This is a genomic window from Paractinoplanes bogorensis (assembly GCF_018829635.1).
Taxonomy (GTDB): Bacteria; Actinomycetota; Actinomycetes; order Mycobacteriales; family Micromonosporaceae; genus Actinoplanes; species Actinoplanes bogorensis.
In genome coordinates this window covers 420928-443387 of record NZ_JAHKKG010000005.1, presented here as the reverse complement: position 1 = coordinate 443387, position 22460 = coordinate 420928, and the positions used below count along the sequence as shown (strand labels likewise).

General features: G+C 71.4%; 26 protein-coding genes. 12 read left to right on the top strand and 14 right to left on the bottom strand.

What is annotated here, in order from left to right:
• The first annotated feature begins 230 nt into the window (after positions 1 to 230).
• The gene (locus tag KOI35_RS17460) at positions 231 to 1079 is read left to right on the top strand and encodes an NAD(P)H-binding protein (protein ID WP_215788510.1); all 849 of its coding nucleotides are present in this window, start codon (positions 231 to 233) and stop codon (positions 1077 to 1079) included.
• A gap of 218 nt (positions 1080 to 1297) precedes the next feature.
• Here the strand turns inward: KOI35_RS17460 and KOI35_RS17455 are convergent, their stop codons facing one another.
• Complete coding sequence (locus tag KOI35_RS17455) at positions 1298 to 2869, bottom strand: MDR family MFS transporter (RefSeq protein WP_215788509.1); 1572 nt, start codon at positions 2867 to 2869, stop codon at positions 1298 to 1300.
• Entirely contained in the window at positions 2866 to 3324 is a 459-nt protein-coding gene (locus KOI35_RS17450; RefSeq protein ID WP_215788508.1) for a MarR family winged helix-turn-helix transcriptional regulator, read from the bottom strand. Before KOI35_RS17450 ends, KOI35_RS17455 begins: the two co-directional genes overlap by 4 nt.
• Positions 3325 to 3451: 127 nt before the next feature.
• Here KOI35_RS17450 and KOI35_RS17445 point away from each other — a divergent pair, with 127 nt between their 5' ends.
• Positions 3452 to 4387 (top strand): DUF2332 domain-containing protein, encoded by a 936-nt coding sequence (locus KOI35_RS17445; protein ID WP_215788507.1) that lies wholly within the window; start codon positions 3452 to 3454, stop codon positions 4385 to 4387.
• Here the strand turns inward: KOI35_RS17445 and KOI35_RS17440 are convergent.
• Positions 4384 to 4992 carry a TetR/AcrR family transcriptional regulator gene (locus KOI35_RS17440; RefSeq protein ID WP_215788506.1) on the bottom strand — a complete coding sequence of 203 codons (609 nt, stop codon included), beginning with the start codon at positions 4990 to 4992 and terminating at the stop codon, positions 4384 to 4386. The genes KOI35_RS17445 and KOI35_RS17440 overlap by 4 nt on opposite strands.
• 82 nt (positions 4993 to 5074) lie before the next feature.
• Here KOI35_RS17440 and KOI35_RS17435 point away from each other — a divergent pair, with 82 nt between their 5' ends.
• The 3 genes from KOI35_RS17435 to KOI35_RS17425 are packed head-to-tail and all read left to right on the top strand — an operon-like array spanning position 5075 to position 6961.
• Positions 5075 to 5860 carry an SDR family NAD(P)-dependent oxidoreductase gene (locus KOI35_RS17435; RefSeq protein WP_215788505.1) on the top strand — a complete coding sequence of 262 codons (786 nt, stop codon included), beginning with the start codon at positions 5075 to 5077 and terminating at the stop codon, positions 5858 to 5860.
• Positions 5861 to 5882: 22 nt separating this feature from the next.
• Entirely contained in the window at positions 5883 to 6311 is a 429-nt protein-coding gene (locus tag KOI35_RS17430) for an MmcQ/YjbR family DNA-binding protein (RefSeq protein ID WP_215788504.1), read from the top strand.
• 14 nt (positions 6312 to 6325) lie between these two features.
• The gene (locus KOI35_RS17425) at positions 6326 to 6961 is read left to right on the top strand and encodes a PH domain-containing protein (RefSeq protein ID WP_215788503.1); all 636 of its coding nucleotides are present in this window, start codon (positions 6326 to 6328) and stop codon (positions 6959 to 6961) included.
• On the opposite strand, the gene KOI35_RS17420 is transcribed toward KOI35_RS17425, so the two are convergent.
• From KOI35_RS17420 to KOI35_RS17410, 3 genes are all read right to left on the bottom strand, one after another.
• Complete coding sequence (locus KOI35_RS17420; RefSeq protein WP_215788502.1) at positions 6958 to 7851, bottom strand: DUF5995 family protein; 894 nt, start codon at positions 7849 to 7851, stop codon at positions 6958 to 6960. The genes KOI35_RS17425 and KOI35_RS17420 overlap by 4 nt on opposite strands.
• A gap of 114 nt (positions 7852 to 7965) precedes the next feature.
• Positions 7966 to 8388, bottom strand: coding sequence for a hypothetical protein (locus tag KOI35_RS17415; protein ID WP_215788501.1), 423 nt, complete (start codon positions 8386 to 8388; stop codon positions 7966 to 7968).
• 215 nt (positions 8389 to 8603) lie between these two features.
• Positions 8604 to 8885 (bottom strand): hypothetical protein, encoded by a 282-nt coding sequence (locus KOI35_RS17410; protein WP_215788500.1) that lies wholly within the window; start codon positions 8883 to 8885, stop codon positions 8604 to 8606.
• A gap of 228 nt (positions 8886 to 9113) precedes the next feature.
• Between KOI35_RS17410 and erm the strand changes: the two genes are divergently transcribed.
• Complete coding sequence (erm, locus tag KOI35_RS17405) at positions 9114 to 9902, top strand: 23S ribosomal RNA methyltransferase Erm (protein ID WP_215788499.1); 789 nt, start codon at positions 9114 to 9116, stop codon at positions 9900 to 9902.
• Here erm and KOI35_RS17400 read toward each other — a convergent pair.
• On the bottom strand, positions 9877 to 10953 hold the full coding sequence (locus KOI35_RS17400; RefSeq protein WP_215788498.1) for a M20/M25/M40 family metallo-hydrolase: 1077 nt from the start codon (positions 10951 to 10953) through the stop codon (positions 9877 to 9879). The genes erm and KOI35_RS17400 overlap by 26 nt on opposite strands.
• A 100-nt stretch (positions 10954 to 11053) precedes the next feature.
• Here KOI35_RS17400 and KOI35_RS17395 point away from each other — a divergent pair, with 100 nt between their 5' ends.
• Genes KOI35_RS17395 through KOI35_RS17380 form a run of 4 tightly spaced genes read left to right on the top strand, consistent with a single transcriptional unit; the run spans position 11054 to position 13888 of the window.
• Entirely contained in the window at positions 11054 to 11716 is a 663-nt protein-coding gene (locus tag KOI35_RS17395) for a GNAT family N-acetyltransferase (protein WP_215788497.1), read from the top strand.
• Positions 11713 to 12342, top strand: a complete 630-nt coding sequence (locus KOI35_RS17390) for a MurR/RpiR family transcriptional regulator (protein ID WP_215788496.1) — start codon at positions 11713 to 11715, stop codon at positions 12340 to 12342. Before KOI35_RS17395 ends, KOI35_RS17390 begins: the two co-directional genes overlap by 4 nt.
• Positions 12339 to 13442 (top strand): o-succinylbenzoate synthase, encoded by a 1104-nt coding sequence (menC, locus tag KOI35_RS17385; protein WP_215788495.1) that lies wholly within the window; start codon positions 12339 to 12341, stop codon positions 13440 to 13442. The genes KOI35_RS17390 and menC overlap by 4 nt, the downstream gene beginning before the upstream one ends.
• 5 nt (positions 13443 to 13447) lie before the next feature.
• Positions 13448 to 13888, top strand: a complete 441-nt coding sequence (locus tag KOI35_RS17380) for a globin domain-containing protein (protein ID WP_215788494.1) — start codon at positions 13448 to 13450, stop codon at positions 13886 to 13888.
• On the opposite strand, the gene KOI35_RS17375 is transcribed toward KOI35_RS17380, so the two are convergent.
• Positions 13872 to 14582, bottom strand: coding sequence for a helix-turn-helix domain-containing protein (locus KOI35_RS17375; RefSeq protein WP_215788493.1), 711 nt, complete (start codon positions 14580 to 14582; stop codon positions 13872 to 13874). The two genes, KOI35_RS17380 and KOI35_RS17375, sit on opposite strands and share 17 nt — an antisense overlap.
• A gap of 51 nt (positions 14583 to 14633) precedes the next feature.
• Here KOI35_RS17375 and KOI35_RS48955 point away from each other — a divergent pair, with 51 nt between their 5' ends.
• The gene (locus KOI35_RS48955; RefSeq protein WP_215788492.1) at positions 14634 to 15296 is read left to right on the top strand and encodes a CPBP family intramembrane glutamic endopeptidase; all 663 of its coding nucleotides are present in this window, start codon (positions 14634 to 14636) and stop codon (positions 15294 to 15296) included.
• Here the strand turns inward: KOI35_RS48955 and KOI35_RS17365 are convergent.
• Complete coding sequence (locus KOI35_RS17365; protein WP_215788491.1) at positions 15281 to 16234, bottom strand: LysR family transcriptional regulator; 954 nt, start codon at positions 16232 to 16234, stop codon at positions 15281 to 15283. The two genes, KOI35_RS48955 and KOI35_RS17365, sit on opposite strands and share 16 nt — an antisense overlap.
• Positions 16235 to 16352: 118 nt before the next feature.
• Between KOI35_RS17365 and KOI35_RS17360 the strand changes: the two genes are divergently transcribed.
• On the top strand, positions 16353 to 17471 hold the full coding sequence (locus KOI35_RS17360; protein WP_215788490.1) for an alpha/beta fold hydrolase: 1119 nt from the start codon (positions 16353 to 16355) through the stop codon (positions 17469 to 17471).
• Between the two features lie 37 nt (positions 17472 to 17508).
• Here KOI35_RS17360 and KOI35_RS17355 read toward each other — a convergent pair whose 3' ends face one another.
• The 5 genes from KOI35_RS17355 to KOI35_RS17335 all read right to left on the bottom strand — a co-directional run bounded on the left by KOI35_RS17355 (position 17509) and on the right by KOI35_RS17335 (position 22254).
• Positions 17509 to 17700: a hypothetical protein gene (locus KOI35_RS17355; RefSeq protein ID WP_215788489.1), complete on the bottom strand. Its 192-nt coding sequence runs from the start codon at positions 17698 to 17700 to the stop codon at positions 17509 to 17511.
• A 513-nt stretch (positions 17701 to 18213) separates the two neighbouring features.
• Positions 18214 to 19260, bottom strand: coding sequence for an MSMEG_0565 family glycosyltransferase (locus KOI35_RS17350; RefSeq protein ID WP_215788488.1), 1047 nt, complete (start codon positions 19258 to 19260; stop codon positions 18214 to 18216).
• A complete protein-coding gene (locus KOI35_RS17345; RefSeq protein ID WP_215788487.1) occupies positions 19257 to 20081 on the bottom strand; it encodes a carbon-nitrogen hydrolase family protein in 825 nt (274 codons plus the stop codon). The genes KOI35_RS17350 and KOI35_RS17345 overlap by 4 nt, the downstream gene beginning before the upstream one ends.
• Positions 20081 to 20896, bottom strand: coding sequence for a carbon-nitrogen hydrolase family protein (locus tag KOI35_RS17340; protein WP_246613253.1), 816 nt, complete (start codon positions 20894 to 20896; stop codon positions 20081 to 20083). Before KOI35_RS17340 ends, KOI35_RS17345 begins: the two co-directional genes overlap by 1 nt.
• Positions 20893 to 22254, bottom strand: a complete 1362-nt coding sequence (locus tag KOI35_RS17335; protein ID WP_308121046.1) for an MSMEG_0567/sll0787 family protein — start codon at positions 22252 to 22254, stop codon at positions 20893 to 20895. Before KOI35_RS17335 ends, KOI35_RS17340 begins: the two co-directional genes overlap by 4 nt.
• Between the last annotated feature and the right edge of the window lie 206 nt (positions 22255 to 22460).

Here is a 22460-nt window from a genome sequence, read left to right as displayed (position 1 = left end):
GCCGTCGCGTGCGCCTCGCCCCGCCGGACACGCCGCCGTGCGCCCCGCCCCCGCCGGACACGCCGCCGCGCGAGGCTCCCGCCGGACTGGAAGTGACCGAAATGACCCTGATCTGCAGATATAACGGACGCCGGCGGGTGCTACCTTTGCGGCAGCGAGGTGAAGCGTCGGAACGCCTCGTTGCCGCCATGGCCCGTTGACGCGTGTTCCGCACACGTCTGGAGCCTGTCATGGCCGTCATCGCCGGTACGACCCTCGTCATGGGTGCCCGCGGAAGCGTCGGAAAGCACGTCCTCCACGAGCTGATCGCTCGCGGCGTCCCGGTTCGAGCGTCGGCCCGCCGTCCGGAGCCGGGCCAGTTCCCCGAGGACGTCGACGTCTACGCCGCCGACCTCACCGATCCGGCCAGTCTCGGTCCCGCCTTCGACGGCGTCGAGCAGGTGTTCCTCTACGCCAACCACCAGGGCGTCGAGGACGTCGTCGAGACTGCCCGGTCCGCCGGTGTGCGCCGGATCGTGCTCATGTCGTCGGGCAGCGTCATCCACCCGTCGTCGAAGGGCAACCCGATCACCGAGGAGCACCGGGAGGTCGAGGAAGCCTTTGCGGCGGCGGCCGACCTGACCGTCGTCCCGATCCGGCCCCTGGTGCTGGCCACGAACACGCTGGGCTGGGCCTATCCGATCAAGGCAAGCGGCGTCGTGCCGTTGTACCGGCCGGACGCGCTGACCGCGCCGATCCACGAACGCGACATCGCCGCCGTGACCGTCGCCGCCCTCACCGGCGACGACGCCACGACCGGCATGCTCACCGGTCCGGCCCGGATGAGCCAGCGGGACCAGGTCGCGACGATCGGTGCCGCACTCGGCCGGGAGCTCGCCGTCACCGCCCTCACACGGGCCGATGCGCTCGCGCACTTCTCCCGTTTCATGCCGGCGGAGGAAGCCGGAGCCGTGATCAGTTTCCTCGACGACGCCGCCGCGGAGAACTCACCCGCGACCGGCGCGGTCGAGCAGATCCTCGGCCGGCCCGCGCTCCCCTTCGGAACCTGGGCCGCCGACCACGCCACCGACTTCGCCTGAGACGGGTCCGGCCGCCACCCGCGCCCCTGGGGATCAGGAGCACGAGCGGCGGCCGGTACGGCGGCGTCCTGCCGCACTAACGGATCAGGTGCACGAGCCGGGGCCCGTCACGACGTCCTGCCGCACCCACGCATCAGCTGCACGAACGGGGCCGGCACGGCGTCGTTCCGGGATCAGGAGCACGGGCGCGGGCCGGCACCGCGTACGGGAAGGAAGTGTCAGGCCTCGGTCTCGACCGGCTTCTCGGGCAGGTCGAGGCTGGTGCGCAGCGTGGACCGGGGCAGGAAGATCGCGGCCACCAGCCCCAGCACCGCGATCGCGGCACTGATCAGGAAGATGTGCCCGGTCGCGTCGCCGTAGGCCGCCCGCACGATGTGCTGCACCGCCTCGGGCAGGGCGGCCAGGTTGAGGCTGCTGCTGCCCCCGCCGTCGCCCGAGGCGGGCACCCCGGCCGCGGCCAGATCGTGGGTGATCTGGTCGGTGACGCGGCGGGCCAGCACCGCCCCCAGCACCGACACGCCGATCGCGCCGCCCATCGAACGGAAGAACGCGACCGTCGACGAGGCGGCGCCGATGTTGCGCAGCGGGACCGTGTTCTGGACGGCCAGCACCAGGTTCTGCATGCTCGCGCCGACGCCCAGGCCGACCAGCAGCATGCCGAAACCGACGAACACCAGCGACGTCTGGTGGTCGATCGTGCCGAGCAGGGCGAATCCGGCGAACAGCACGACCAGACCACCGATGATGTACGGCTTGATCTGGCCGGTCTTCGTGATGATGCGTCCGACGATGATCGAGGACAGCAGCACCCCGGCCATCAGCGGGATGGTCAGCAGGCCGGCCTCGGTCGGGCTGTAGCCGCGGCCGATCTGGAAGTACTGGCCCAGGAAGACCGCGCCGCCGAACATCGCCATGCCCACGGCCAGGCTGGCCACAATCGAAAGAGCAGTAGTGCGTTCCCGTACGATCTCGAGCGGCACCACCGGCTCGGCCGCGCGCTTCTCCACGACTACGGCCAGGGCGAGCAGCACGAGCGATCCGCCGACCATCGTGTACGTCTGCCACGACGCCCACGCGAACGAGCCGTCCACGAACGACACCCAGATCAGCAGCACGCTCACCCCGGCCGCGATCAGTGCCGCGCCCAGGTAGTCGATCTTCACGTTGGACCGGCGTTCAGTGTGCACGTGCAGGGTGAGCTGCAGCAGGATCAGCGCGACGACCGCGAACGGCACCCCGACGAAGAAGCACCAGCGCCAGCCGAGCCACGACGTGTCGACGATCAGGCCGCCGAGCAGCGGGCCGCCCACGGTGGCCAGGGCCATCACGCCGCCCAGGTAGCCGTTGTATCGGCCCCGCTCGCGCGGCGGGATCATCGCGGCGATCACCACCTGGACGAGGGCCTGCAGGCCGCCGACGCCGATGCCCTGGAACGCGCGGGCCGCGATCAGTTGCCCGGCGGTCTGGCTGAAGCCGGCGATCACCGAGCCGAGCACGAAGACGACGATGGCGATCTGGACGAGCAGCTTCTTGCTGAACAGGTCGGCCAGCTTGCCCCAGATCGGTGTGGTGGCGGTGGCGGTGAGCAGGGTCGCCGTGACCACCCAGGTGTACTGGGTCTGGCTGCCGTTCAGGGATCCGATGATCTTCGGCAGCGCGGTCGAGACGACGGTGCTGCTCAGCAGCGCGACGAAGAGCACCAGCAGCAGGCCGCTGAGGGCCTCCAGGATCTGCCGGTGGCTCATGTCCTCGGCCGCGGGAACCGCCGTCGAGGTGGTGGGTGCGCTCATCGCGCGTTCTCCTTTTCCAGTACGCCGGACAGCGCGCCGATGAAGCTGCCGAGCCCGAGACTGAGGCGCCGCACCTCCATCGGTTCCCAGTCGGCGAGGGCATGCTCGAGCAGGTCGCCGAACCAGGCGTGGGCGGCGACGATCAGTTCCCGGCCCGCGGGGGTGAGGGCGAGCGCGGCGGCCCGCCGGTCGGTGTCGTCGACGCGGCGTTCGACCAGGCTCTGTCCGACCGCGGCGGCGACGGCGCGGCTGACCGTGGACGGGTCGAGCCCGGAGCGGCCGGCCAGATCCTTGGCGTGGCAGCACCGGTCGTCGCCGGTCCCGATGTCGTCGATGTGCTTGAGCAGGCCGATCGTGCCGATCGGCACGTCCGGGCGTTCCCGCAGCCACTGCTGCCGCGCCTTGCGAACGAGCTGGGACAACTCGAGGAGCTGCGTCGCCAGGACGTCTTCCATCTGGGCCTGCCCGGTTCGTCGACGATCGATGGGTGCCGCAAGCATCCAACAATTCTTCCCAGTGAGCAAGTTTGCCTGTCGAGAATCTTTAGGCCGGGCGAGCGACGGGATTGCGTACGATGCGGCAGTGACGACGGCCGAGTGGTTCCTCGACTTCGCCGAGCGCCAGGCGCGCGGCTCCTCCCCCACCTACGAGCGGCTGGCCCGGGGCGTCGCGACCGACCAGGCGGTGCTCACGCTGATCGACACCGTTCCCCCGGCCAAACGGCAGACCAACCTGCTGTTCGGCGTGGTGCGGCTGCTCGGCGGGCCGGTCGGCGACTACCCGGACTTCCGGCGGTTCGTGCTCGGCAACTGGCCGGCCATCGAGCCCGAGCTCCTGCGCCGGGCGACACAGACCAACGAGATCGGCCGGTGCGCGCTGCTGCTGCCGGTGCTGGCCGCGCTCCCCCAGCCTCTGGCCCTGCTCGAGGTCGGCGCGTCGGCCGGGCTCAACCTGTTCCCCGACCGTTTCTCGTACGACTACGGCGCCGGGCGGCTCGGCTCGACCGGCCCGGTGCTCACCTGCGAGCTGACCGGCCGGACGCCGCCCGGCAAGCTCCCCGAGGTGGTGTGGCGGGCGGGCCTCGACCTGAACCCGCTCGACATCACCGCGCCGGCCGACCGCGCCTGGCTCGAGGCGCTGATCTGGCCCGAGCACGACGACCGCCGGCAGCGGCTGCGGGCGGCCGGGGAGATCGCCGCCGCCGACCCGCCGCACCTGATCCGCGGCGACCTGGTCGACGACCTGCCCGTCCTGGCCGCGTCGGCGCCCCCCGAGGCCACCCTGGTCGTCTTCCACAGCTCGGTGCTGTACCAGGTGCCGGCCGATCGGCGGGAGACGTTCAAGGCCCTGGTCGGCACCCTGCCCGGCCATTGGGTCGCCGTCGAGGACCCGGAGACCATGGGACACCCCGACCGGCCCACCGACGGCTTGCACAAGAACGTCCTGTGCCTCGACGGCGAGCCGCTGGCCTGGACCGAGGGCCACGGCCGCCGCATGTCCTGGTTCGGCGGCGCTTAGCTCGCCGGACGGCCACCCAGGGCGCCGAGCACTGAGGCGACCAGCAGCTCGACCCGGGCGCCGAGGACGGCGTCCGGCTCGGCGCCACCCAGTTCGGGCGCATCGGCGGGCAACTGGTCGACCTCCTGCAGCAGGGCCAGGAACACCTGCCGGCACCAGGCCGGCCCGGCGGCCGTGATCGCCCCCTCCGCGTGCAGGCGCGTGAACAGCAGGTCGAGACCGGCGACGACCTCGGCCGTGAGCAGCGGCCGGGCCCGCTCCCGGTCGGACGACTGCTCGATCGCGAACCGGTGACTGATCTTGAGCTCGAAGACCGTCTCGGCCAGCCGGTAGAGGGCGACCACGGGCGGCGCCGTCTCGACCCGGGCCTGCTTCAACCCGAGCAGATAGCGGTCGTTGAGCTGGGCCGCCAGCGCCTCGAGCAGCGCCCGCCGCGTGGGGAAACGCCGGTGCACGGTGGCCCGCGCCAACCCGGCCGCGTCGGCGATGCGCTCCATCGGCGCGGCCGGGTCAGCGGCCAGCACGACGAGGGCGGCCTCGAGGATTCGGGCGGTGCTGCGCTCGGCGTCGGCCCGGATCCGCCGTGGTCTGCTTTCGGTGCTCACTCGGCCATCATATCGGTCGCTAAATGGGACAGGGATGACACAGTTATTGACCGTACGGAGGTTGGTGTGGTGCATTTGATGCATGGATCTCAAACTCACCGGTAAGCGCGTCCTCGTCACCGGCGCGAGCCGCGGCATCGGCCTGGCGATCGTGCGGGCCTTCCTCGACGAGGGCGCCACCGTCACCGCCACGTCCCGGCGCACCACACCCGAGCTCGAAGCGACCGGCGTCCCGTTCGTACCGGCCGATCTGTCGTCCCCCGACGGCCCGCGCCGCATGGTCGAGGCCGCCCTCGCGATCGACTCCCACCTCGACATCCTGGTCAACAACGCCGGCGGCGGCGTGGCGAGCGAGGAGTCGTTCGGCGACCCGCTGGACGGCACCGACGACGACTGGACGGCCGTCTTCGCCCTGAACCTCGATGCCGCCGTCCGCACCACCCGCGCCGCGCTTCCCGCCCTGATCGAGGCGCGCGGCGCCGTCGTCAACATCAGTTCGGACAGCGCCCGCCGTCCGGTTTCCCCGCTCCCGTACGCGGTGGCCAAGGCCGCGCTCAACGCGTTCTCCCGCGGGCTGGCCGAGAAGGCGGCCGCGCACGGCGTCCGGGTCAACACGGTCTCGCCGTCGGCCACCCGCACCAGCCTGCTGGAGGGTCCCGGCAGCTACGGCGCGCAGGTGTCGGCAGCGATGGGGGTCGACCACGCGACGTTGCTGGCCGCCATGCCCAAGCAGAGCGGCATGCTCACCGACACGCTGATCGATCCGGCCGAGATCGCCCGGGCTGTGCTGCTGCTCGCCTCGCCGACCATGCCGAGCGCGATCGGCGCGAACTGGCCGGTCGACGCCGGTTCGATCAAGGTGGCCTGACCGCGCGCGGCACAATGGCGGCATGGGAACGGATACCGGCGAGAACGACCGGCCGGCGACAGTTGCGGACGTACGCGAACTGGCCACCGCGATGCCCGACGTCGTCGTGGGCGGGGACGACGTGCGGCCCGGGTTCGCGGTCAAGGGCAAGACGTTCGTCTTCTTCCGGGGCCCCCGCAAGGACGCGGCCGACCCGGAGACCGGCGAACCGTACACCGACGTGATCGCCTTCCACGTCGAGTCGGAGGCGGACAAGCAGGCCCTCGTCCAGGACGAGAGCACGCCGTTCTTCACCACACCGCACTGGAACGGTTACCGGGCCGTGCTGCTGCTCGCCCGCGACATCGGGCGGCTCAGCCGGTCCGAGCTGGCCGAGATCGTGCAGGACGCGTGGCTGGCCCGGGCACCGAAGCGGGCCGCCGCCGCGTGGCGCGCCACGAGCGCGGACTGACTACTATCCCGGGCGTGTCGATCTACGCCGCGGTTGCGAGATGGCGAGTCCAGATACTCGTCGGGTTCCTGGTGGTCGCCGTAGTCCTGGCGACCGGGCTCGAGACCCGCGTGATCGACGGCCCGTTCTTCCTCCTCGGCATCGTGTTCAGCATGGGACCGATCTTTCTCGGGATAGCCGCCATGCTGAACTACCGTCCCGCGACCATGCTGCAGAAACCCGGTTCACCCGACCTGATGTCGGTTCCCAATCCGGGCATGGTGCTGTTCGCGGGCGGATACACCGTTCTGGGCGCCAACCTGATCGCCGACGGGGTGGGCGACCTGTTCCGCGGCGAGTGGTGGCCCGGGCAGGCGACCCAGTTCCTGTGGGTGGCCCTGCTCGCGTACTGGTGGTACCTGGCCCTCGGCCCGTTCGGCGTCCGGCTGACCCCCGAGGGCATCCTGCAGCGGAACCCGCTCGGCTCCCAGTTCGTGCCGTGGGACGCCGTGACCGGGGCGCGGCCCGGGCGGCAGAACCGCGTCTACTTCAACGTCACCGACCCGGCACGGGTGATCCGGCGCGGCATCGGGCCACGTTTCCTGGCCCCCCAGTCCGACGCCGCCTACGTGGCTTCGCTGATCAACACGCGTACGGCAAACCGGGTTTAAGCCGCGAAAAGCTGGCGGAACTTACGCCAGCTGTCGCCCGCGTCGGTGATCAGGCGGTCGCCGACGATGGCCCACTCGGCCACCAGCGAGGCGGCGCGGTCCATGCTGTGGCGGGCCTGTTCGAAGTCGTCGGCGTCGTTGCGCAGCAGCCACAGGTCGCGCGCCTGGTCCCAGGCCCGGGCCCGGGTCACGGTGACCAGCACACGCTGACTCCAGTCGTCGAGCGGGCCGACGAACTCGTCCAGCTCCAGCTGCCACTTCGTCGAGAAGCCCCGGCGCAGCGGCGGGATCTCCTCGAAGAAGATCTCGTTGACCAGCAGGTAGTCGGGGTGGATGCCGTCGTCGAGCGGCGCCCCGGTCTCGTTCCAGGTGCCGATCAAGGCCAGCGCCAGGTCGTGGTTGATGTGCGCGTTGACGCCGAGCATGGCCGCGGTCAGCCGGCTCATCCGGGTGTCGCCGGCCCGCTTGAACAGCACCTCCCAGACGTCGGGCGTCTCCTCGTCGTCGTCGTTCCAGCGGTTGAGCGCGTCGAAGTAGCGCTTCGCGAACTCGACGTCGAGCAGCTCGAGAAAGTCGGGCTCGTTGACCCCGGTCCGGATGGCGTGGTCGACCCGCCGGGTGATCTTCAGGTAGAGCGAGTTGAACGCCGCCACCCGGTTCGTGGACGGCCCCGGCGGCAGCTCGTCGAGGATGCCCTGGATCGTGACCAGCTTGGCGATGACGCCACCGATGCCGGACGGGTGCTCGCCGAGCACCTCGCCCACCTTCTCGCGCAGCGGATGCCACCCGCGGCCGGCCGGAATCTCGAGCGCGGACAACTCGACACGCTTGGTCCGCAGCAGCTCGGCGCTCCCCCGCGCGAGCTCACGATCAAACCCCGTGGTCGTCATGCGAGACATGCTCGCGCCTGCACCCCCGCTCCACCATCGACTTGTCGGCAAACCGTCCGGTATTTCGGCCCGGCCCTGCGGTCGCCGCTCACAGATCGACGACGGGCACCCGGGCTACGCCCTCTCGACGCTGACCGCCCTCACCGTGACCTTCGCCTTCGACGAGGTGGTCGACACCGACTCCTCATCCCCGGTGTAACTCGACCCGGTCAGCTCCAAGCTCCCGATCTGCGGCCCGTCCTCGATACCGTGGATCTCGTACACCACCAGCCAGGTCGTCGACGGCGCCGGGACCCCGGCAGTGAGTTCCATGTCGACTCGCAGCGTCACGTTGCAGCCCGCGTCCCCGAAGCACTCGCGGTCGATCACTTTCGGCGTGAGCTTGATACTGGACAGCTCCGGCGCGGCATCGCCGCCCTGGGCGACACCGGGCTCGGCCACAGCTGTAGTCGGCTTCGTGTCGGCCATCGGCGTGCCGCGGTTGGACGACGCCCACATCCAGCCGAGGCCGGCCACCACGGCGAAGAGCACCAGCACGCTGACCACTACCAAGGGCACGATGTTCCGCCGGTGCGGCGGGGGCGGATTGTGATCGGCGGGTATGTACCGCTGGTAGCTCATCGGCGTTTCCTCGCTGACGGCGTCGCTGTCGGATCACAGGCTGAGGCACACGGCCGGCAGTACGCGACCGCGTGGGCAAGTAACCGGATGATCGCCGCGCGCGATTGAATGATCGGCGGACCTAGTCCGTGTTACACGGCGGATGCGGGTCCGATGATGCCCTCGAAGATCAGGGCGGCCAGGCCGAGCACGACTCCGATGCCGACCAGGATGTACGGCCAGGGGTCGCGGGCTTGACCGGCGGGCCGGGTGTGCCAGTGACGGCGTCCATGGAATAACTCTGCGACGGGCGCCGACCGGCCGGGAAGGGTGGCTCGGTTCATCGGTGCGCAGATGAGGATGATCGGCTGACGCAGTCCGGTAATTCGGATGCCGTCGCGAGAATGACCGACTAGCGTCGCGCGCATGATCACGACGCACGCTCTCCTCGCCGGGGCCTTGGCCTCGCGAGGATCCGAGTACGCCGTTCGCCTGCGCGCCGGGCACTCCGCCCCGGCCCGCGCCGCCGTCTAGGCCGCACTCGTCAGGGTCGTTCCGGGTCATCGCCCTGGAACGCGCCCACATCACCGCCGGGGCCCGCTGCGCCCTTGATCGTCAGCGGGTGGCTCGATGCTGCCCGCGTTCAGACGGGACTCCCGGCTTTGTCGTCATCCTCCTACCGCCGGCGCGAGCATTCCCGCGCCCGGCGGATTCTCGGACAGAACCTGCTCATCGACCCCACCGCCGTCCACGATGTCATGGACGCCGCCCGCATCGAACCGGGCGATCTCGTCTACGAGGTCGGTGCGGGCCGCGGCCGCCTCACCACCGAGCTGCTGCGACGGCGGGCGCGTGTGGTCGCGTACGAGATCGACCCCGGCCTGGCCGCCGCCCTGCCCGGCGCCCCCGGTCTGACCGTGCGCACCGGCGATTTTCTTTTGGCCGAACCGCCGCGCGAGCCGTTCGGCGTGGTCGGCAACATCCCGTACGCGCTGACGTCGGCCGTCGTCGACTGGTGTCTGCGGGCGCGCACACTGCGGCGGGCCACGCTGCTGACGCAGTGGGAGTACGCGCGCAAACGCACCGGCGACTACGGCCGCTGGTCCAAGCTGACCGTGCTGACCTGGCCCGACATCACGTGGGAGCTGGCCGGCCGCATCCCCCGGACGGCGTTCCGCCCGATCCCGCGCGTCGACGGCGGGATCCTGACCCTGCGGAGAAGAGCGGTTCCCCTCGTACGCCCGGACCTGCTCCCCCGCTACCAGGCGCTCGTCGAGTGTGGTTTCACCGGTGTCGGCGGCTCGCTCCAGGCATCGCTCGGCCGTCGATACGGAAACCGTCGAGCCGCGTCCGTTTGCCGCGCCATGCGTATCAATCCGGACGTGCCCGTTGGCGAGGTGTGGCCCGAGCAGTGGCTGACGCTGTTCAGGCTGCTCGGTGCAGGCCGGTGAGCAGGGCTTCCAGCAGATCCGTACGTGAAGTGATGCCCTGGGCCGACACCCATTCGCTGCGGGCATGGGCGCCTCCGCCGGGCGGGGCCAGGCCGTCCACGGTGGCGACGCCCATCGCACCCGTCGTGTTGGTGTCGGCCGCGCCGTCGGCGGGCCGGCCGTCGAGGGTCTGGCCGAGCCCGGCGGCGATCCGCGCGATGCGAGGCAGCAGATCGTCGTCGCCGGCCCGCCACGTCGGCCGGTGCGCGAGCAGATCAAAGGCGAGAACAGCGTTTTCCCGTACGGCGGTCAGCCCGCCCAGTCCGTCCAGGACAACCCGTTCGTCGTCGCCGGACACGAAACGCAGTCCCAGGTCGGCGTGGGCGTGCCCGGCCACCACGTTGGTGCGCCCGCCGCCGGCGATCGTGCCGGTGTTGAGCAGCACCGGGCGTCCGGCCACCAGCGCCCGGATCCGGACCAGCTGATCGACCAGCTCGTCGATGGCGTTCGCACCGGCGCCGGGGTCCAGCGCGGCATGGGCCTCGACGCCGGTCACCGACAGCCGGGCCCGGGTGCTGCCGCGCCGTCCCGTCTTGAGGTCGCCGCCCGGGTGCGGGGGCTCGAGACCGAGCACGGCAGTGGCCCGGGCCGCTTCGGCGCGCACGAGATCGCCGGCCGTGGGTGACCCGATCTCCTCGTCGGCCACCACGATCACCCGGATCTCCGGATGGTCCTGCCCGCCGATCCGGGCCGCCGCAGCCAGCAGCGCAACCAGGCCGGCCTTGGTGTCGTAGACCCCCGGCCCCCGGACCACGTCCCCGTCGACCCGCCACGGCATCGTCTCGAGGGTTCCGACCGGCCACACCGTGTCGTAGTGGCTCAGCATCAGCAGTCCGCCGCCCCGCACGCCGCGGGCCGGGAGCGTCCACACAAGGTGACCGCCCTCGCGCGCCGTCGCGAAGCCGGCCCGCGCGGCATCGGCCTCCAGCACCTCGGCCAGCGCGGCGAGGGCCCGCGCGTCTCCGGTCGGCGATTCGAGCAGCGTGTAGCGGCGTAGCGTGTCGAGCGACATATACGAACGCTAAGTTCGCCATCCGACGTTGTCAACGCACGCTCATCGGTGCAGGATGACGAAGATACGGTTCGTATCTGTGGCGCTGAGGAGGACGGCGATGGGGATCGAGGTGCGTGACCTGGCCGGGCTCGGCGAGCTGACGGCGGCGTCGGCGCTCTACCGGGCCGTGTTCGGGTACGAGCAGCCGGAGTTCGGGGTCAGCCCGCGCCTGCTGGCCGCGCTGCGGGAGAACGCGGGCTCGGTGATCGGCGCGTTCGAGGGCGAGGAGCTGGTCGGCTTCTGTTACGGGTTCACCGCGGTCGAGAACGGCGAGATCTACCACTGGTCGCAGGCCGCCGCGGTCGACGCCCGCCTGCAGGGGGCCGGGGTGGGGCGGCGACTCAAGTTCGCGCAGGCCGAGGTGGCCCGGCGCACCGGCGCGCGGACCATGCGGTGGACCTTCGACCCCTATGCGCTGCGCAACGCCCACTTCAACTTCGCCGTGCTGGGCGCGACCGCGATCCGCTTCCTCCCCGACTACTACGGCGAGAGCTCGGATCGCCTGCTCGCGTCGTGGGATCTCGCCGCGCCGACGTCGACCGCGCACGTGGAGGCCCAGGTCGTCACGACCGCCGGTGACCGTTTCGCCGCGCCCGCGCCCGCCGACCGGGCCGACCTGCGCTGCCGCCTGATCGACCAGTTCGCGGCCGGCCGCCGCCTGGTCGCCGTGGAGAAAGAGGACGACGCCGCCACCTACACCTTTGTGAGTGGACCGGCATGAGCGCGTCGAGTCCGTCCGAGCGGTTCGAGCGCAACGTCCAGCGCCGCTCGGCCAACGTGCTCAAGCAGCGCGTCCTCGACCAGCAGCGCGTCGAGTTCGAGAAGGCTCTCGCCTGGGCCGCCGAGCACGACGCGATCGAGCGGGCCGCCGCCCGCATAGTCTCGGCCCGCCGCCGCTATCTGCTCGGCAACGGCAAGTCGCGGACCTACGCGGCGCTGCTGGCGACCGACCTCAGCGCGGGCCTGTCCGGCGTCCACCTGGTCGACGGCGCGGCCGTGCGCCCGCTCGACGTGCTGGCCGACATCCGGCAGGGCGACCTGATGGTGGCGATCGTGATGTCCCGCTACCGGCGCGAGACCGTGTCGGTGGCCGAGGCCTACGTGGCCCACGGCGGCGAACTGGTTCTCATCACCGACGCGGACGACGCGCCTCTCACCGCATTGGCGTCGACCCGCATCGTCATCGGGACCGACACCGCCTCGTACGCGAACTCCCCCACCTCGGTCGTGCTGGCCCTGCACCTGCTGGCCACCCTGACCATCGCCAGCTCGAAGGGCGCGGGCCGCCGCCTGCACGACCGGGACGCCCTCGCCGCCGAGCTCGACCTCTACGTGGACCCGACATGAAGATCAAGAACATCGAGCTGCGGCGCGTACGCCTCCCCCTGGTGCACCAGTTCCGGACCAGCTCGCACGCCAAGCGCCACCTCGAGCACATCCTGGTCGGGCTGACCACCGCCGACGGCACCGTGGGCTGGGGCGAGATCGCGTCGCCGAGCGGGCCGTTCTTCGCGGCCGAGACCGTCGACAGTTGCTGGGCCGTGGCTCGCGACCACCTGGCTCCGATCGTGCTCGCCACCGACTGGGACCACCCGGCCGACCTCGCCACGGCGATGGCCAAGGTGCGCGGCAACCAGTTCGCCAAGGCCGGCTTCGACGTGGCGGCCTGGTCGCTGTGGACCACCGAGCGGGGCGTGCCGCTGTCCAAGGCACTCGGCGGCACCCGCGGCCACGTCGAGGCGGGCGTGTCGCTGGGCATCGAGCCGACCATCGACGACCTGCTCGAACAGGTGGCCGGCAAGGTCGGCGAGGGCTACCGCCGGGTCAAACTGAAGATCGCACCGGGGTGGGACGTCGAGCCCGTACGGGCCGTACGGGAAGCCTTTCCGAGCGTGCCGCTGCATGTGGACGCCAACGGGGCGTACGGGGAAACGCACGTGAATGTCATGAGGGCGCTGGACCGGTGCGGATTGCTGATGATCGAACAGCCTTATGCGCCGCGCGCCCTGATCCCGCTGGCGGCGCTGCAGGACCGGCTCGAGACGCCGATCTGCCTCGACGAGTCGATCGAGGAGGTGGACGATCTGGCGACCGCGCTGCGGCTCGGCTCCGGGCGGATCCTCAACATCAAGGTGTCCCGGATGGGTGGGCTGACCCCGGCCGTCCGCGCGCACGACCTCGCCGTCGAGCACGGGATGCCGGTGTGGTGCGGCGGCATGCACGAGTTCGGGATCGGGCGGGCGGCCAACGTGGCCCTGAGCGCGCTGCCCGGTTTCACCCTGCCCTCGGACGTGTCGGGCTCGGACAAGTACTACGCCCGCGACATCACCACCCAGCCCATCGTCTCGGTCGACGGGCAGGTCGAGGTGCCTGCCGTGGCCGGTCTCGGGCGCGCGCTCGACTTCGCTTTCGTCCAAGACAGCACCACGGACCGGTGGCAGTCTTAGCACTCATGCAGAGCGTGTACGAGTCGGCGGGTGGCCACGACGGACTGATGCGGCTGGCGGGGGCCTGGCACCACCGGGTGCTGGCCGACGAGGTGGTCAGCCACGCGTTCAGTCACGGCTACCGCGACGACCACACCGAGCGGCTGGCCGTCTACTGGGGTGAGGCGCTGGGCGGACCAGCGTCGGGGATCGCCGAGTCCGACGTCGTCCGCATGCACAGCGGCAACGGCCCGCACGACGACATGGACCAGCGGGCGATCGCCTGCTTCGACCAGGCGCTGACCGACGCCGGGCTGACCGAGGAGCCGTTGCGGACGACGCTGCACGACTACTTCGCGTGGGCCACCACGACGACGATGAACCGCTATCACCACTCGGCCGACGACGTCCCGGCCGGCCTGCCGATCCCGCGCTGGTCGTGGGACGGGCTCACTCCGCCGTCATGATCGCGTGGGCCCGGGCCAGGGCCGTGAGCTGGGCCTGGCTGTAGTACTCGATCACCGCGGGCACCACCACGGCCTCGGTGAACTCCTTGCCGCGGGCCGAGGCGGCGGTGATGTCGGCCATCCACGGGAACTGTTCGGCGTGCCGGCGCATGGCCACGACCAGCTGACCGACGACCTGGTCGATCGTCGCGTCGTCGGCGTCGTCGGTGAGCGCCTCGAACCCGGCGAGGCTCTCGTCCGGATCGGCGACCAGCGTGCGCAGGTCGTCCAGCTGATCGTCGTCGAGCACCTGGGAATACACGGTGACCAGGGCGCGGTCCCGCTCGGTGAGGTCGCCCGCGACCGGCCCGAAGACGGCCGGCACGTCGAGCGGGGCATCGTGCTCGAGCAGGACGGCCAGCTCGGCCCGGATCCGCTGCAGCCGCTCGACGGTGGCGGCCAGCTCGGCGTCCAGCGCCTCGATCGTCTCGCGGGGCTTCTCGGCCCGGATCGCCGCGTCGATGCCGGCCAGCGGGACGCCGAGGTCGCTGACCCGCTTGATCTGCAGCAGCCGGACCAGGTGCGTCGCCTGGTACTGCTTGTAGCCGTTCGACGTGCGCACCGGCTCCTCGAGCAGCCCGATCCGGTGGTAGTGCCGCACCGCCTTGACGGTGGTACCGGCCAGATCGGCCAGTTGCTGGGTGCTCCACGCCATGGCCGAACCCTAACTTGACCCTGCCCCAGGGCCACAGTCTTCACTTCCGGTGTGGAGAGAAAAGCCCCTGGTCCGCTCGAAATCGTCGTGGCGCTGATCGCCGCCCTGGTGTTCTACGGCGGCGGCATCACGCTGCTCGTCGCCTTCCCGGTCGACCACCCGGGACTCGAAGGCGTGCTGCAACTGGCGTTCTCCGGCCTGGCGCCGCTGGCCGTCTTCGCCGTGGTGGTGCTGGTCCGCATCCGGGACGTCCGCGCGTTCGGTCTACGCCGGGTGGAGCGCAAATGGCTGCTCCGCGCGGTACTGCTGGCGGCCGCCTGCCTGGCCGTGATCCTGACCTTCGACCACGTCGTGGCGGCGCTCTTCCCGGGCATCGACGACTCGCAGGGCGATCTGCGGGCGGCCTCGAGCGCGGGCATCGGCTATCTGCTGGCCACCATCGCGCTCGGCGGGCTGCTCACCCCGCTCGGCGAGGAGTTGCTGTTCCGTGGCGTGCTGACCCGCTTCCTCGAGCGGTGGGGGCCGTGGGTCGCGGTTCTGGTGAGCGCGTTCGTCTTCGCCCTGTGGCACGGGATCAACCTGGTCTTCCCGTCGGCGTTCCTGGTCGGCCTGGTCAACGGGTGGCTGCTGGTCCGCACCCGGTCGGTCTGGCCCGGGGTCGTGCTGCACGTCGTCTACAACACGACCTTCCTGATCATCTATTCGGCGGGCTGACGGGCGGCCAGCCAGCGCCGGTAACGCGGACGGCGGCCGACGATGTCGCGATAGGAGGCGGCGGCCAGGGCCAGCACGTCGGGGGCGGACCGGGCAGCCGGGCCGGCCGGGTCCCAGCCGATCAGGTGGCGCCAGGTCAGCGGCGAACCACGCAGCGGGACGGCCACGGCACCCGGCACATCGCGGACCGTGGCCTGGCAGAGCGCCACCGCCCGCCCCGAGATCACGAGGTCGAACACGGCGCCCGCGTCCAGCTCGTACGGGAAACGCGGTGTGAAACCGGCCCGGGCACAGGCCGCCGCGAAGCACTCGTTGAAACACCCGTCGCCCGGCGCGCTGACCCAGCGCTCGGCCGACAGCTCGGCCAGCGCCACCTCGTCCCGGCCGGCCAGCGGATGACCAGCCTCGAGCAGCACCCACACCGGGTCGGCGCAGACGGTCCGCCACTCGAGCCCGGCCGCCCCGTCGGTGCCCGGCTGGCCGGTCGCGCACGCCCCGACCAGCGCGAAGTCCAGCTTCCCGGCCTGCACGAGCCGGACGATCTCGTTCTCCGACCAGGTCGCGTGCACACTCACCGGCCGCCCCGGATAGGCGTCGGACAGCCGCTCGACCAGCCCGCCCACGATCGGCCCGTTGGTCGCGCCGATCCGGAAGCGGGCCGCGTCGCCGGCCGTGAGCAGCACCCCGGCCTCGTCGTGGAGGTCGCTCACCGCGGGCAGCAGCAGCCGGGCCCGGCTCAGCACCAGGTCGCCGAGCTCGGTCGGCCGCACCCCGCGGCTCCCCCGCACGAACAGCGCCCCGCCCAGCAGCCGCTCCACCCGCCGCAGCTGCGTGGCGAGCGCGGGCTGGGCGACACCAAGGACCGCGGCGGCCTTGGTGACACTGCCGGCGTCGGCGATCGCGAGGATCAGTCGCAGGTGGCGCAGTTCCAGCTCCACCGCCCCGACAATAGAGGCTTCTCGATTCCCCCGCGATGCATCCTGCGTGCTTCATGATCACCCGATCGGGCCCGGAGCGCCGCGCGAACCGTCCGCTTTGTCTGGATAAACCTGTGCCGTGATCATTCGACTTCTCGCCGTCACGGGCGTGGTGCTGTCGTTCGCGACGCCGGCCCCCGCGCTGGCCGCCTCGCTCGAGCCCGCGCCGGTCTTCGTGTGGAACACCGGCTTCTCCGAACCCGGCACGGTCCTCAGCTCGACCCCGCGCGACCTGCCCGACGGGCTCGACCGGCTGGCCCGGGCCAAGCAGATCAAGTACGCGACCACGGACGTACGCGGGCACGCCGTCACCGCCACGGGAATGGTGCTCACGCCGCTGCGGAACCGCAAGAACAAGACTGTCGTGTGGGCCCACGGCACCACCGGCATCAGCGACAAGTGCGCGCCGTCGTCCAACGACGACGTGTTCTGGCCCGAGGCCCGGATCGCGATCGCGTCGCTGCTCGAGCGCGGCTGGACGGTCGCCGCCCCCGACTACCCCGGACTCGGCACGCCCGGCCCGCACCCCTACCTGATCGGCGCGAGCGAGGCCCGATCAATCATCGACAGCGTGCGCGCCGCCCGCGAACTCGACGACTACCTGTCCAAGCAGTACGTCGTCGACGGCCACTCGCAGGGCGGCCAGGGCACCCTGTTCGCCAACCAGCTGGCCTCGGCCTACGACGGCGACCTCCAGCTGCGCGGCACGGTCAGCATCGCCCCGACCAGCCAGACCCGCGCCCTGGCGGCCGCCATCCCCGACACCGCCGGGCAGGGTTTCATGGCGATGGCCCTCTACGGCCTGAACGCGGTCGAGCCCTCGTTCCGTCCTGAGACGGTGCTCACCGCCGCCGCCCAGGACAAGGAGCCGGTGCTCCGCCGCGGCTGCCTCAACGAGGTGCTGACCGCCTTCGCCCCGCCGCTCAAACTCCTCAAGGGCGGTGCCCTGCCGGACTCGTGGGTCGACAAGCTCTACCAGTACGTCGAGCCGGGCCGGACGCCGCTGACCGCGCCCGCGTTCATCGTGCAGGGCACGGCCGACGAGATCGTGCCGGCCGCCTTCACCGACATCCTGGTCGAGGACCAGCTCAAGGGAGCACCGGTCCGCTACGACAAGCTGCCCGGCCGCAGCCACGACCAGGCCGTGATCGACTCGACCAACCGGGTCGCCTCCTGGATCGACCAGCGCTTCGCCTGACCCGCTCGCCGACCGTCCTGAACTGCAGACCAGCGCTTCACCCGACCCGCTCGCCGACCGTCCCGAACCGCAGACCAGCGCTCCACCCGACCCGCTCGCCGACCGTCCCGAACCGCAGACCAGCGCTCCACCCGACCCGCTCGCCGACCGTCCCGAACCGCAGACCAGCGCTCCACCCGACCCACTCGCCGACCGTCCTGAACTGCGACCAGCGCTTCACCCGACCCACTCGCCGACCGTCCTGAACTGCGACCAGCGCTTCACCCGACCCACTCGCCGACCGTCCTGAACTGCGACCAGCGCTTCGCCTGAACCGCTCGCTGACCGTCCTGAACTGCGGAAACGCGCCAACCCTCAACCCTCGACCTCAACATCTACCTCACGTTGAGGTTGAGGGTTGTGAGGTGCTCATCGACTCCTTCCAGGCAGCGACTCTCCCAGCCGCTCGAACGTGCGCGCCCCGATCAGGGGAGCACTGCAGCACGCTCCGACGTATCAGTCCGCGCTGATCCGGCACGACGTCGGGGTCGGGGCAGATCAGCAGGACGGTGCCGCTGGCGAAGGAGATCGTGAGGTCGCCCGCCTCGCCGGTCCAGGCCGTGCGGACGGTGTCGTCGGGCAGGCCGGCCAGGGCGTCGGAAGGGGCTCGCCCGGTTCAACTTGGCACTGAGTGCCAACGGTGTGTACCTCGCCTGTGCCGCGTCGAGCTCCGCACGATCGTGTTGTGTACGGCCGCCCAAGCTCAGAGCGAGGCGTAGAACTCGACGTGGCGGCGGGCGGCCGACTCCCACGTGTGCGAGGCGGACAACAAACGGCCGGCGTCACGGCGTACGGGGTCGGGCTCTTTGACGGCCTCGATCAGGGACTGCGCGAACGTGTCCGGGCCTTGTCCGTAGCGGACAGCTTCCCCGAACACTTCGCGCAACACCGGCAGGTCACGCACCACCACCGGCACGCCCGCGGCGAGCGCCTCCATGGCGGCCAGCCCGAAGCCCTCCTTGGTCGACGGGAACGCGAACGCGGCCGCGCCGGCCATCAGGGACGGCAGTTCGGCGTCGTCGACCGGGCCGAGCACCTCCGGACGCACCTCGAGCGTTGCCGCCAGGCTGTCCCACTCCGCGCGGTACGAGCGGTAGTCGAACAACGTCTCCCCGCCCGCGATCACCAGTTGCAGCGCGGGCAACGAAGTGCGCATTCGCGCATAGGCACGCAGCAGGTCGAGCGATCCCTTGCGCGGTTCGATGCCGCCCACGGACAGGAGATAGGGGCTTTCCCGGACGAGGGGCGGCGCCGCGGCGAAACGCGCATGGTCGACGCCGTTCGGGATGACCGTAGCGCTCAGTCCCCAGCCGGTGCGCAGTTCGGTGGCCACGGCCGCGGACACGCAGATGTGCGCGTGCGGACGGGTTATTGCGCGTTCGTGGCAGGCGACCAGCTCCGGGGTCGTGAACTGGTCGATGTGGTGCACGGTGCGGACACAACGGTCCACGGCGTTGGCGCTGATGCAGTCCTGGGCGTGCACGACGTCGTACGCGGAAGGGGTGAAAGCCTCTCGCAACACAGCGATCGATCGCAGAATGCGCGCGCCGACGGTCTCGCCCGCCTCGTCGGGGAACGGCACCACGGCGAGGCGCACGCGCGGGTCGACCGGCCGGAAGAACCCGCCGCCGCGCCCGAGCGTCCACACCGTGACGTCGTGCCCGAGAGCGGCGAGGGCCTCGGCGAGCGCCAGCGTGTGCACGACTCCACCGCGCGGCCGGGTCGAATACGTGAGCAGCGCGATCCTCATCGGTAGGCTCCGGGGCGCAGCTCGTCGAGGTGGCTCAGCACGCGGCGGGCGTGGGCGATCTCGAGCGCGACATCCAGCTCGGCCACCGCCAGCCCGGCCTTGGCCCAGGTGCGGGCGAGCACGTTGCCGGCCGGGCCGACCACCTTGGCCTGGCCCAGGAAGCGCATCCCGCCCGCGGCGCCGGTCTGGTTGGACGACACCACGACGACCTGGTTCTCGGCCGCGCGGGCGCAGTCGTACAGGTCGAACAGGCGGGACTGGCGGTCCTGCGACATCTTCGGGGCGGCGTTGGTGATGCTGGCCGGCCACGCGGACAGGCAGGCCACGATCTGGGCGCCGTCGCGGGCCAGGGTGCGCGCCGACTCCGGGAACGTCTTGTCGTAGTCGATGAGCATGCCGACCCGCCCGACCGGTGTGTCGAAGGCGGCGAACGTGTCACCGGCCCGGTAGGCGATCCCCTCGGCCGCGGGCAGGTGCACCTTGCGGTGCCGGCCGAGCACGCCGTCGCCGGACAGGCAGACCGCGGCGTTGTAGCGCTCGTCGCCGTCGGCCTCGCAGAAACCGACGCAGACGACCATGTCGCGGGCGGCCGCGGCGATCTGCTCGAAGATCGGGTCGTCCGGTTTGAGGGCGGGCGGGAACGCGGCCGGGTCGGGGTGGCGCAGGTCGGCCAGGTATCCGCCGAGCGCGGCGTCGGGCAGCACGAGCAGGCCGGCCCCGGCGGCGCGCGCATCACCGATCAGCTTGGAGATCCGGCCGACGTCGTGCCCGAGGTCCCGCCCGAAGTGGGCCGCCGCGGCCGCGATGCGGGTGACGGCCATCAGGCGTACGCCGCCGGCCGGCGGTCGCGCAGGTGTCCCATGTAACGGCGGGCGGCGGTCAGCGACTCGGCCACGTCGACGGTGGCCACCGCCATCCCGGGCGCGCATCCCGTGGTGGCCAGGACGTCCCCGCCCGGGTCGACGATCTTCGCGCTGCACACGAACCGCAGCGACCCGAACGTGCCCGACTGGTTGGCCGACAGCCACACGACCTGGTTCTCGAGCGCGCGGGCCCGGTCGAACAGGTCGAACCGCCGGGTCCACCGGTCGTCCTCGAGGCGAGCGGGTGCGTTCGTACGGGAACCAGGCCAGGCCGAGACGCACACGATGATGTCCGCGCCGTCCAGGGCGAGCGAGCGCGCCGATTCCGGGAAGGCCTTGTCGTAGCAGATCATCAGCCCGATCCGGCCGACCGGCGTGTCGAACGCGGTGAACGATTCGCCGGACGAATAACTGGCGTCCTCGCGCAGCGGCTGGTGCACCTTGCGGTGGTTGCCGAGCACCCGGCCGTCGCCGACGCACACGACGCTGTTGTAGCGGGCCCCGTCGCCGCCGTCCTCGCAGTAGCCCGCGCACACCACCATGTCACCGGCCAGCGCGATCAGCCGCCCGATCTCCGGCCCGTCCAGGCGCAGCGCCGGGGGCAGTTCGGCCCTCCCGTTCAGGTCGGCCAGATAGCCCCCGAGACATGCCTCGGGCAGAGCCAGCAGCTGTACGCCGTCGGCCCGCGCCGCCGCGACGAGCTTCTCGATGCGGTGGAAGTCCTCGTCGAGGTCGCGGTCGAACGCCTCCGCGACCGCCGCCACTGTGATCATGCCGCTGCCCCCATTCCTGTGACGCCACCCGGAACCGCTGTCGTGGTTTCTCCGTCCGGCCAGCGCAGACTGACTCCGGTGCCGGCGATCAGTTCGCCGCACTCGGCGGTGACCGCCGGTCCGGTCGGTGCCGGGCGCTGCGGCCCGGTCGTGAGCATCGCGAACCCGGGGAAACAGGTGAGCCAGTCCCCCATCGTCGCCGCGGCCGGCCGGGGCACCGCGTCCACGTCGAGCACCGCCCCGCACCCGCTCGCCTCGGCCAGCATGCCGAGCGTCCCGGCGATCCCGGCCATGGACACGTCCTTGGCCGCCGCCGGTCGGGCCGCCGCCACGAACCCCTGCATCTGCCGGAGCTCGCCCGGTTCCCGCCACGATGTCGAGTCCCATTGCCGCCCCTGGTAGCCCGGCCGCCATCCACCGCCGAGGTCGACCGTAAGCCGGACCCGATGCCCGACCCGCCCGCCGCCGCCCGGCACCGGCGCGGCGGCCCGCCCGAGCGCGGTCGCCGACAGTGCCGCCGGCACTCCGAGTTGGGTGTGACCGCCCAGGATCGGGATCCCGTACGCCTCGGCCGCCCGCCGCAGCCCGCCCAGCACCTTCGCCGCGGCCGTGGCATCCCGCGCCCCGACCGCGTTGAGCAGTCCCACCGGCTCGGCCCCCATGGCCGCCAGGTCGTTCAGGTTGACCAGAACCGCGCACCATCCGGCCCAGTCCGGGTCCCGCTCGACCATCGACGGCAGGATCGCATCGCACGCCGCGATCAGGTCCGACCCCGGTACGGGCGCTCCGTCGTCCCCGACAAAGCCCGCGCCACCCGGGTTGAGCCCGTCGAGCAGCCCACCGAGCGGATTCTTGGTCGCCGCCGCCAATCCCGCGATCCGCCCGACCGGCCAGCGCATCAGGTGGTGCGGCCGCCCCGCGACGGTCACCGCCCGCACGGGTTGCCAGCCCAGCCGCTCGAACATCCGCCGGAACCGGCTCTGCACCGTCGCGTCGAACCGCAGCGCACCGGCCTGTTCCGCCGCCGCACACGCGGCTTGCACGAGCGCGGGCCCGATCCGCTGAGCGCCCCGGACAGCCGGGTCGACCACCAGTCGGCCGCCCTGCCACCAGCCGATGTCCGGTCCGTCGCTCACCGGCCCGAGCCGCACCCCGCCGAGCAACGCACCGTCGGAACTGCGCGCCTCGAGCACTATCGTGCGCGCATCGCCGTCCCGATCGTCCAGGTCGCTGCCCGCGAACAGCCCCTGTTCGTCCACGAACACTTTCCGGCGCAGCCGGTGATAGTCGGTGAGCGAACGCGCAGGTTCGATCAGAAACCGCGGCGCGCCGAGCAACGCCGGCACGAGATCAGTCACCGCACACCCCCACTGACCGCAGCGCTCACCTTCGAGCATCCGCACACAGCCCACTGACCGCTCAATCGCGCACAACCGCTCATCCGCCCGCCACCCGGACCACGAACCGCACGGCGACTGCGCATCCGCGCACACCCGCTCATCCGCCCGCCACCCGAAGCACGAACCGCACGGCAACTGCGCATCCGCGCACACCCGCTCATCCG

Excerpts from the sequence above, each read along its gene's own strand:
- KOI35_RS17350 (WP_215788488.1), bottom strand. The coding sequence starts at position 19,260 with ATGAGGATCGCGCTGCTCACGTATTCGACCCGGCCGCGCGGTGGAGTC.
- KOI35_RS17455 (WP_215788509.1), bottom strand. The coding sequence starts at position 2,869 with ATGAGCGCACCCACCACCTCGACGGCGGTTCCCGCGGCCGAGGACATG.
- KOI35_RS17340 (WP_246613253.1), bottom strand. The coding sequence starts at position 20,896 with ATGATCACAGTGGCGGCGGTCGCGGAGGCGTTCGACCGCGACCTCGAC.
- KOI35_RS17375 (WP_215788493.1), bottom strand. The coding sequence starts at position 14,582 with ATGGCGTGGAGCACCCAGCAACTGGCCGATCTGGCCGGTACCACCGTC.
- KOI35_RS17380 (WP_215788494.1), top strand. The coding sequence starts at position 13,448 with ATGCAGAGCGTGTACGAGTCGGCGGGTGGCCACGACGGACTGATGCGG.
- KOI35_RS17435 (WP_215788505.1), top strand. The coding sequence starts at position 5,075 with ATGGATCTCAAACTCACCGGTAAGCGCGTCCTCGTCACCGGCGCGAGC.
- KOI35_RS17400 (WP_215788498.1), bottom strand. The coding sequence starts at position 10,953 with ATGTCGCTCGACACGCTACGCCGCTACACGCTGCTCGAATCGCCGACC.
- KOI35_RS17345 (WP_215788487.1), bottom strand. The coding sequence starts at position 20,081 with ATGGCCGTCACCCGCATCGCGGCCGCGGCGGCCCACTTCGGGCGGGAC.
- KOI35_RS17460 (WP_215788510.1), top strand. The coding sequence starts at position 231 with ATGGCCGTCATCGCCGGTACGACCCTCGTCATGGGTGCCCGCGGAAGC.
- KOI35_RS17395 (WP_215788497.1), top strand. The coding sequence starts at position 11,054 with ATGGGGATCGAGGTGCGTGACCTGGCCGGGCTCGGCGAGCTGACGGCG.
- KOI35_RS17390 (WP_215788496.1), top strand. The coding sequence starts at position 11,713 with ATGAGCGCGTCGAGTCCGTCCGAGCGGTTCGAGCGCAACGTCCAGCGC.
- menC (WP_215788495.1), top strand. The coding sequence starts at position 12,339 with ATGAAGATCAAGAACATCGAGCTGCGGCGCGTACGCCTCCCCCTGGTG.
- KOI35_RS17430 (WP_215788504.1), top strand. The coding sequence starts at position 5,883 with ATGGGAACGGATACCGGCGAGAACGACCGGCCGGCGACAGTTGCGGAC.
- KOI35_RS17450 (WP_215788508.1), bottom strand. The coding sequence starts at position 3,324 with ATGGAAGACGTCCTGGCGACGCAGCTCCTCGAGTTGTCCCAGCTCGTT.
- KOI35_RS17420 (WP_215788502.1), bottom strand. The coding sequence starts at position 7,851 with ATGACGACCACGGGGTTTGATCGTGAGCTCGCGCGGGGGAGCGCCGAG.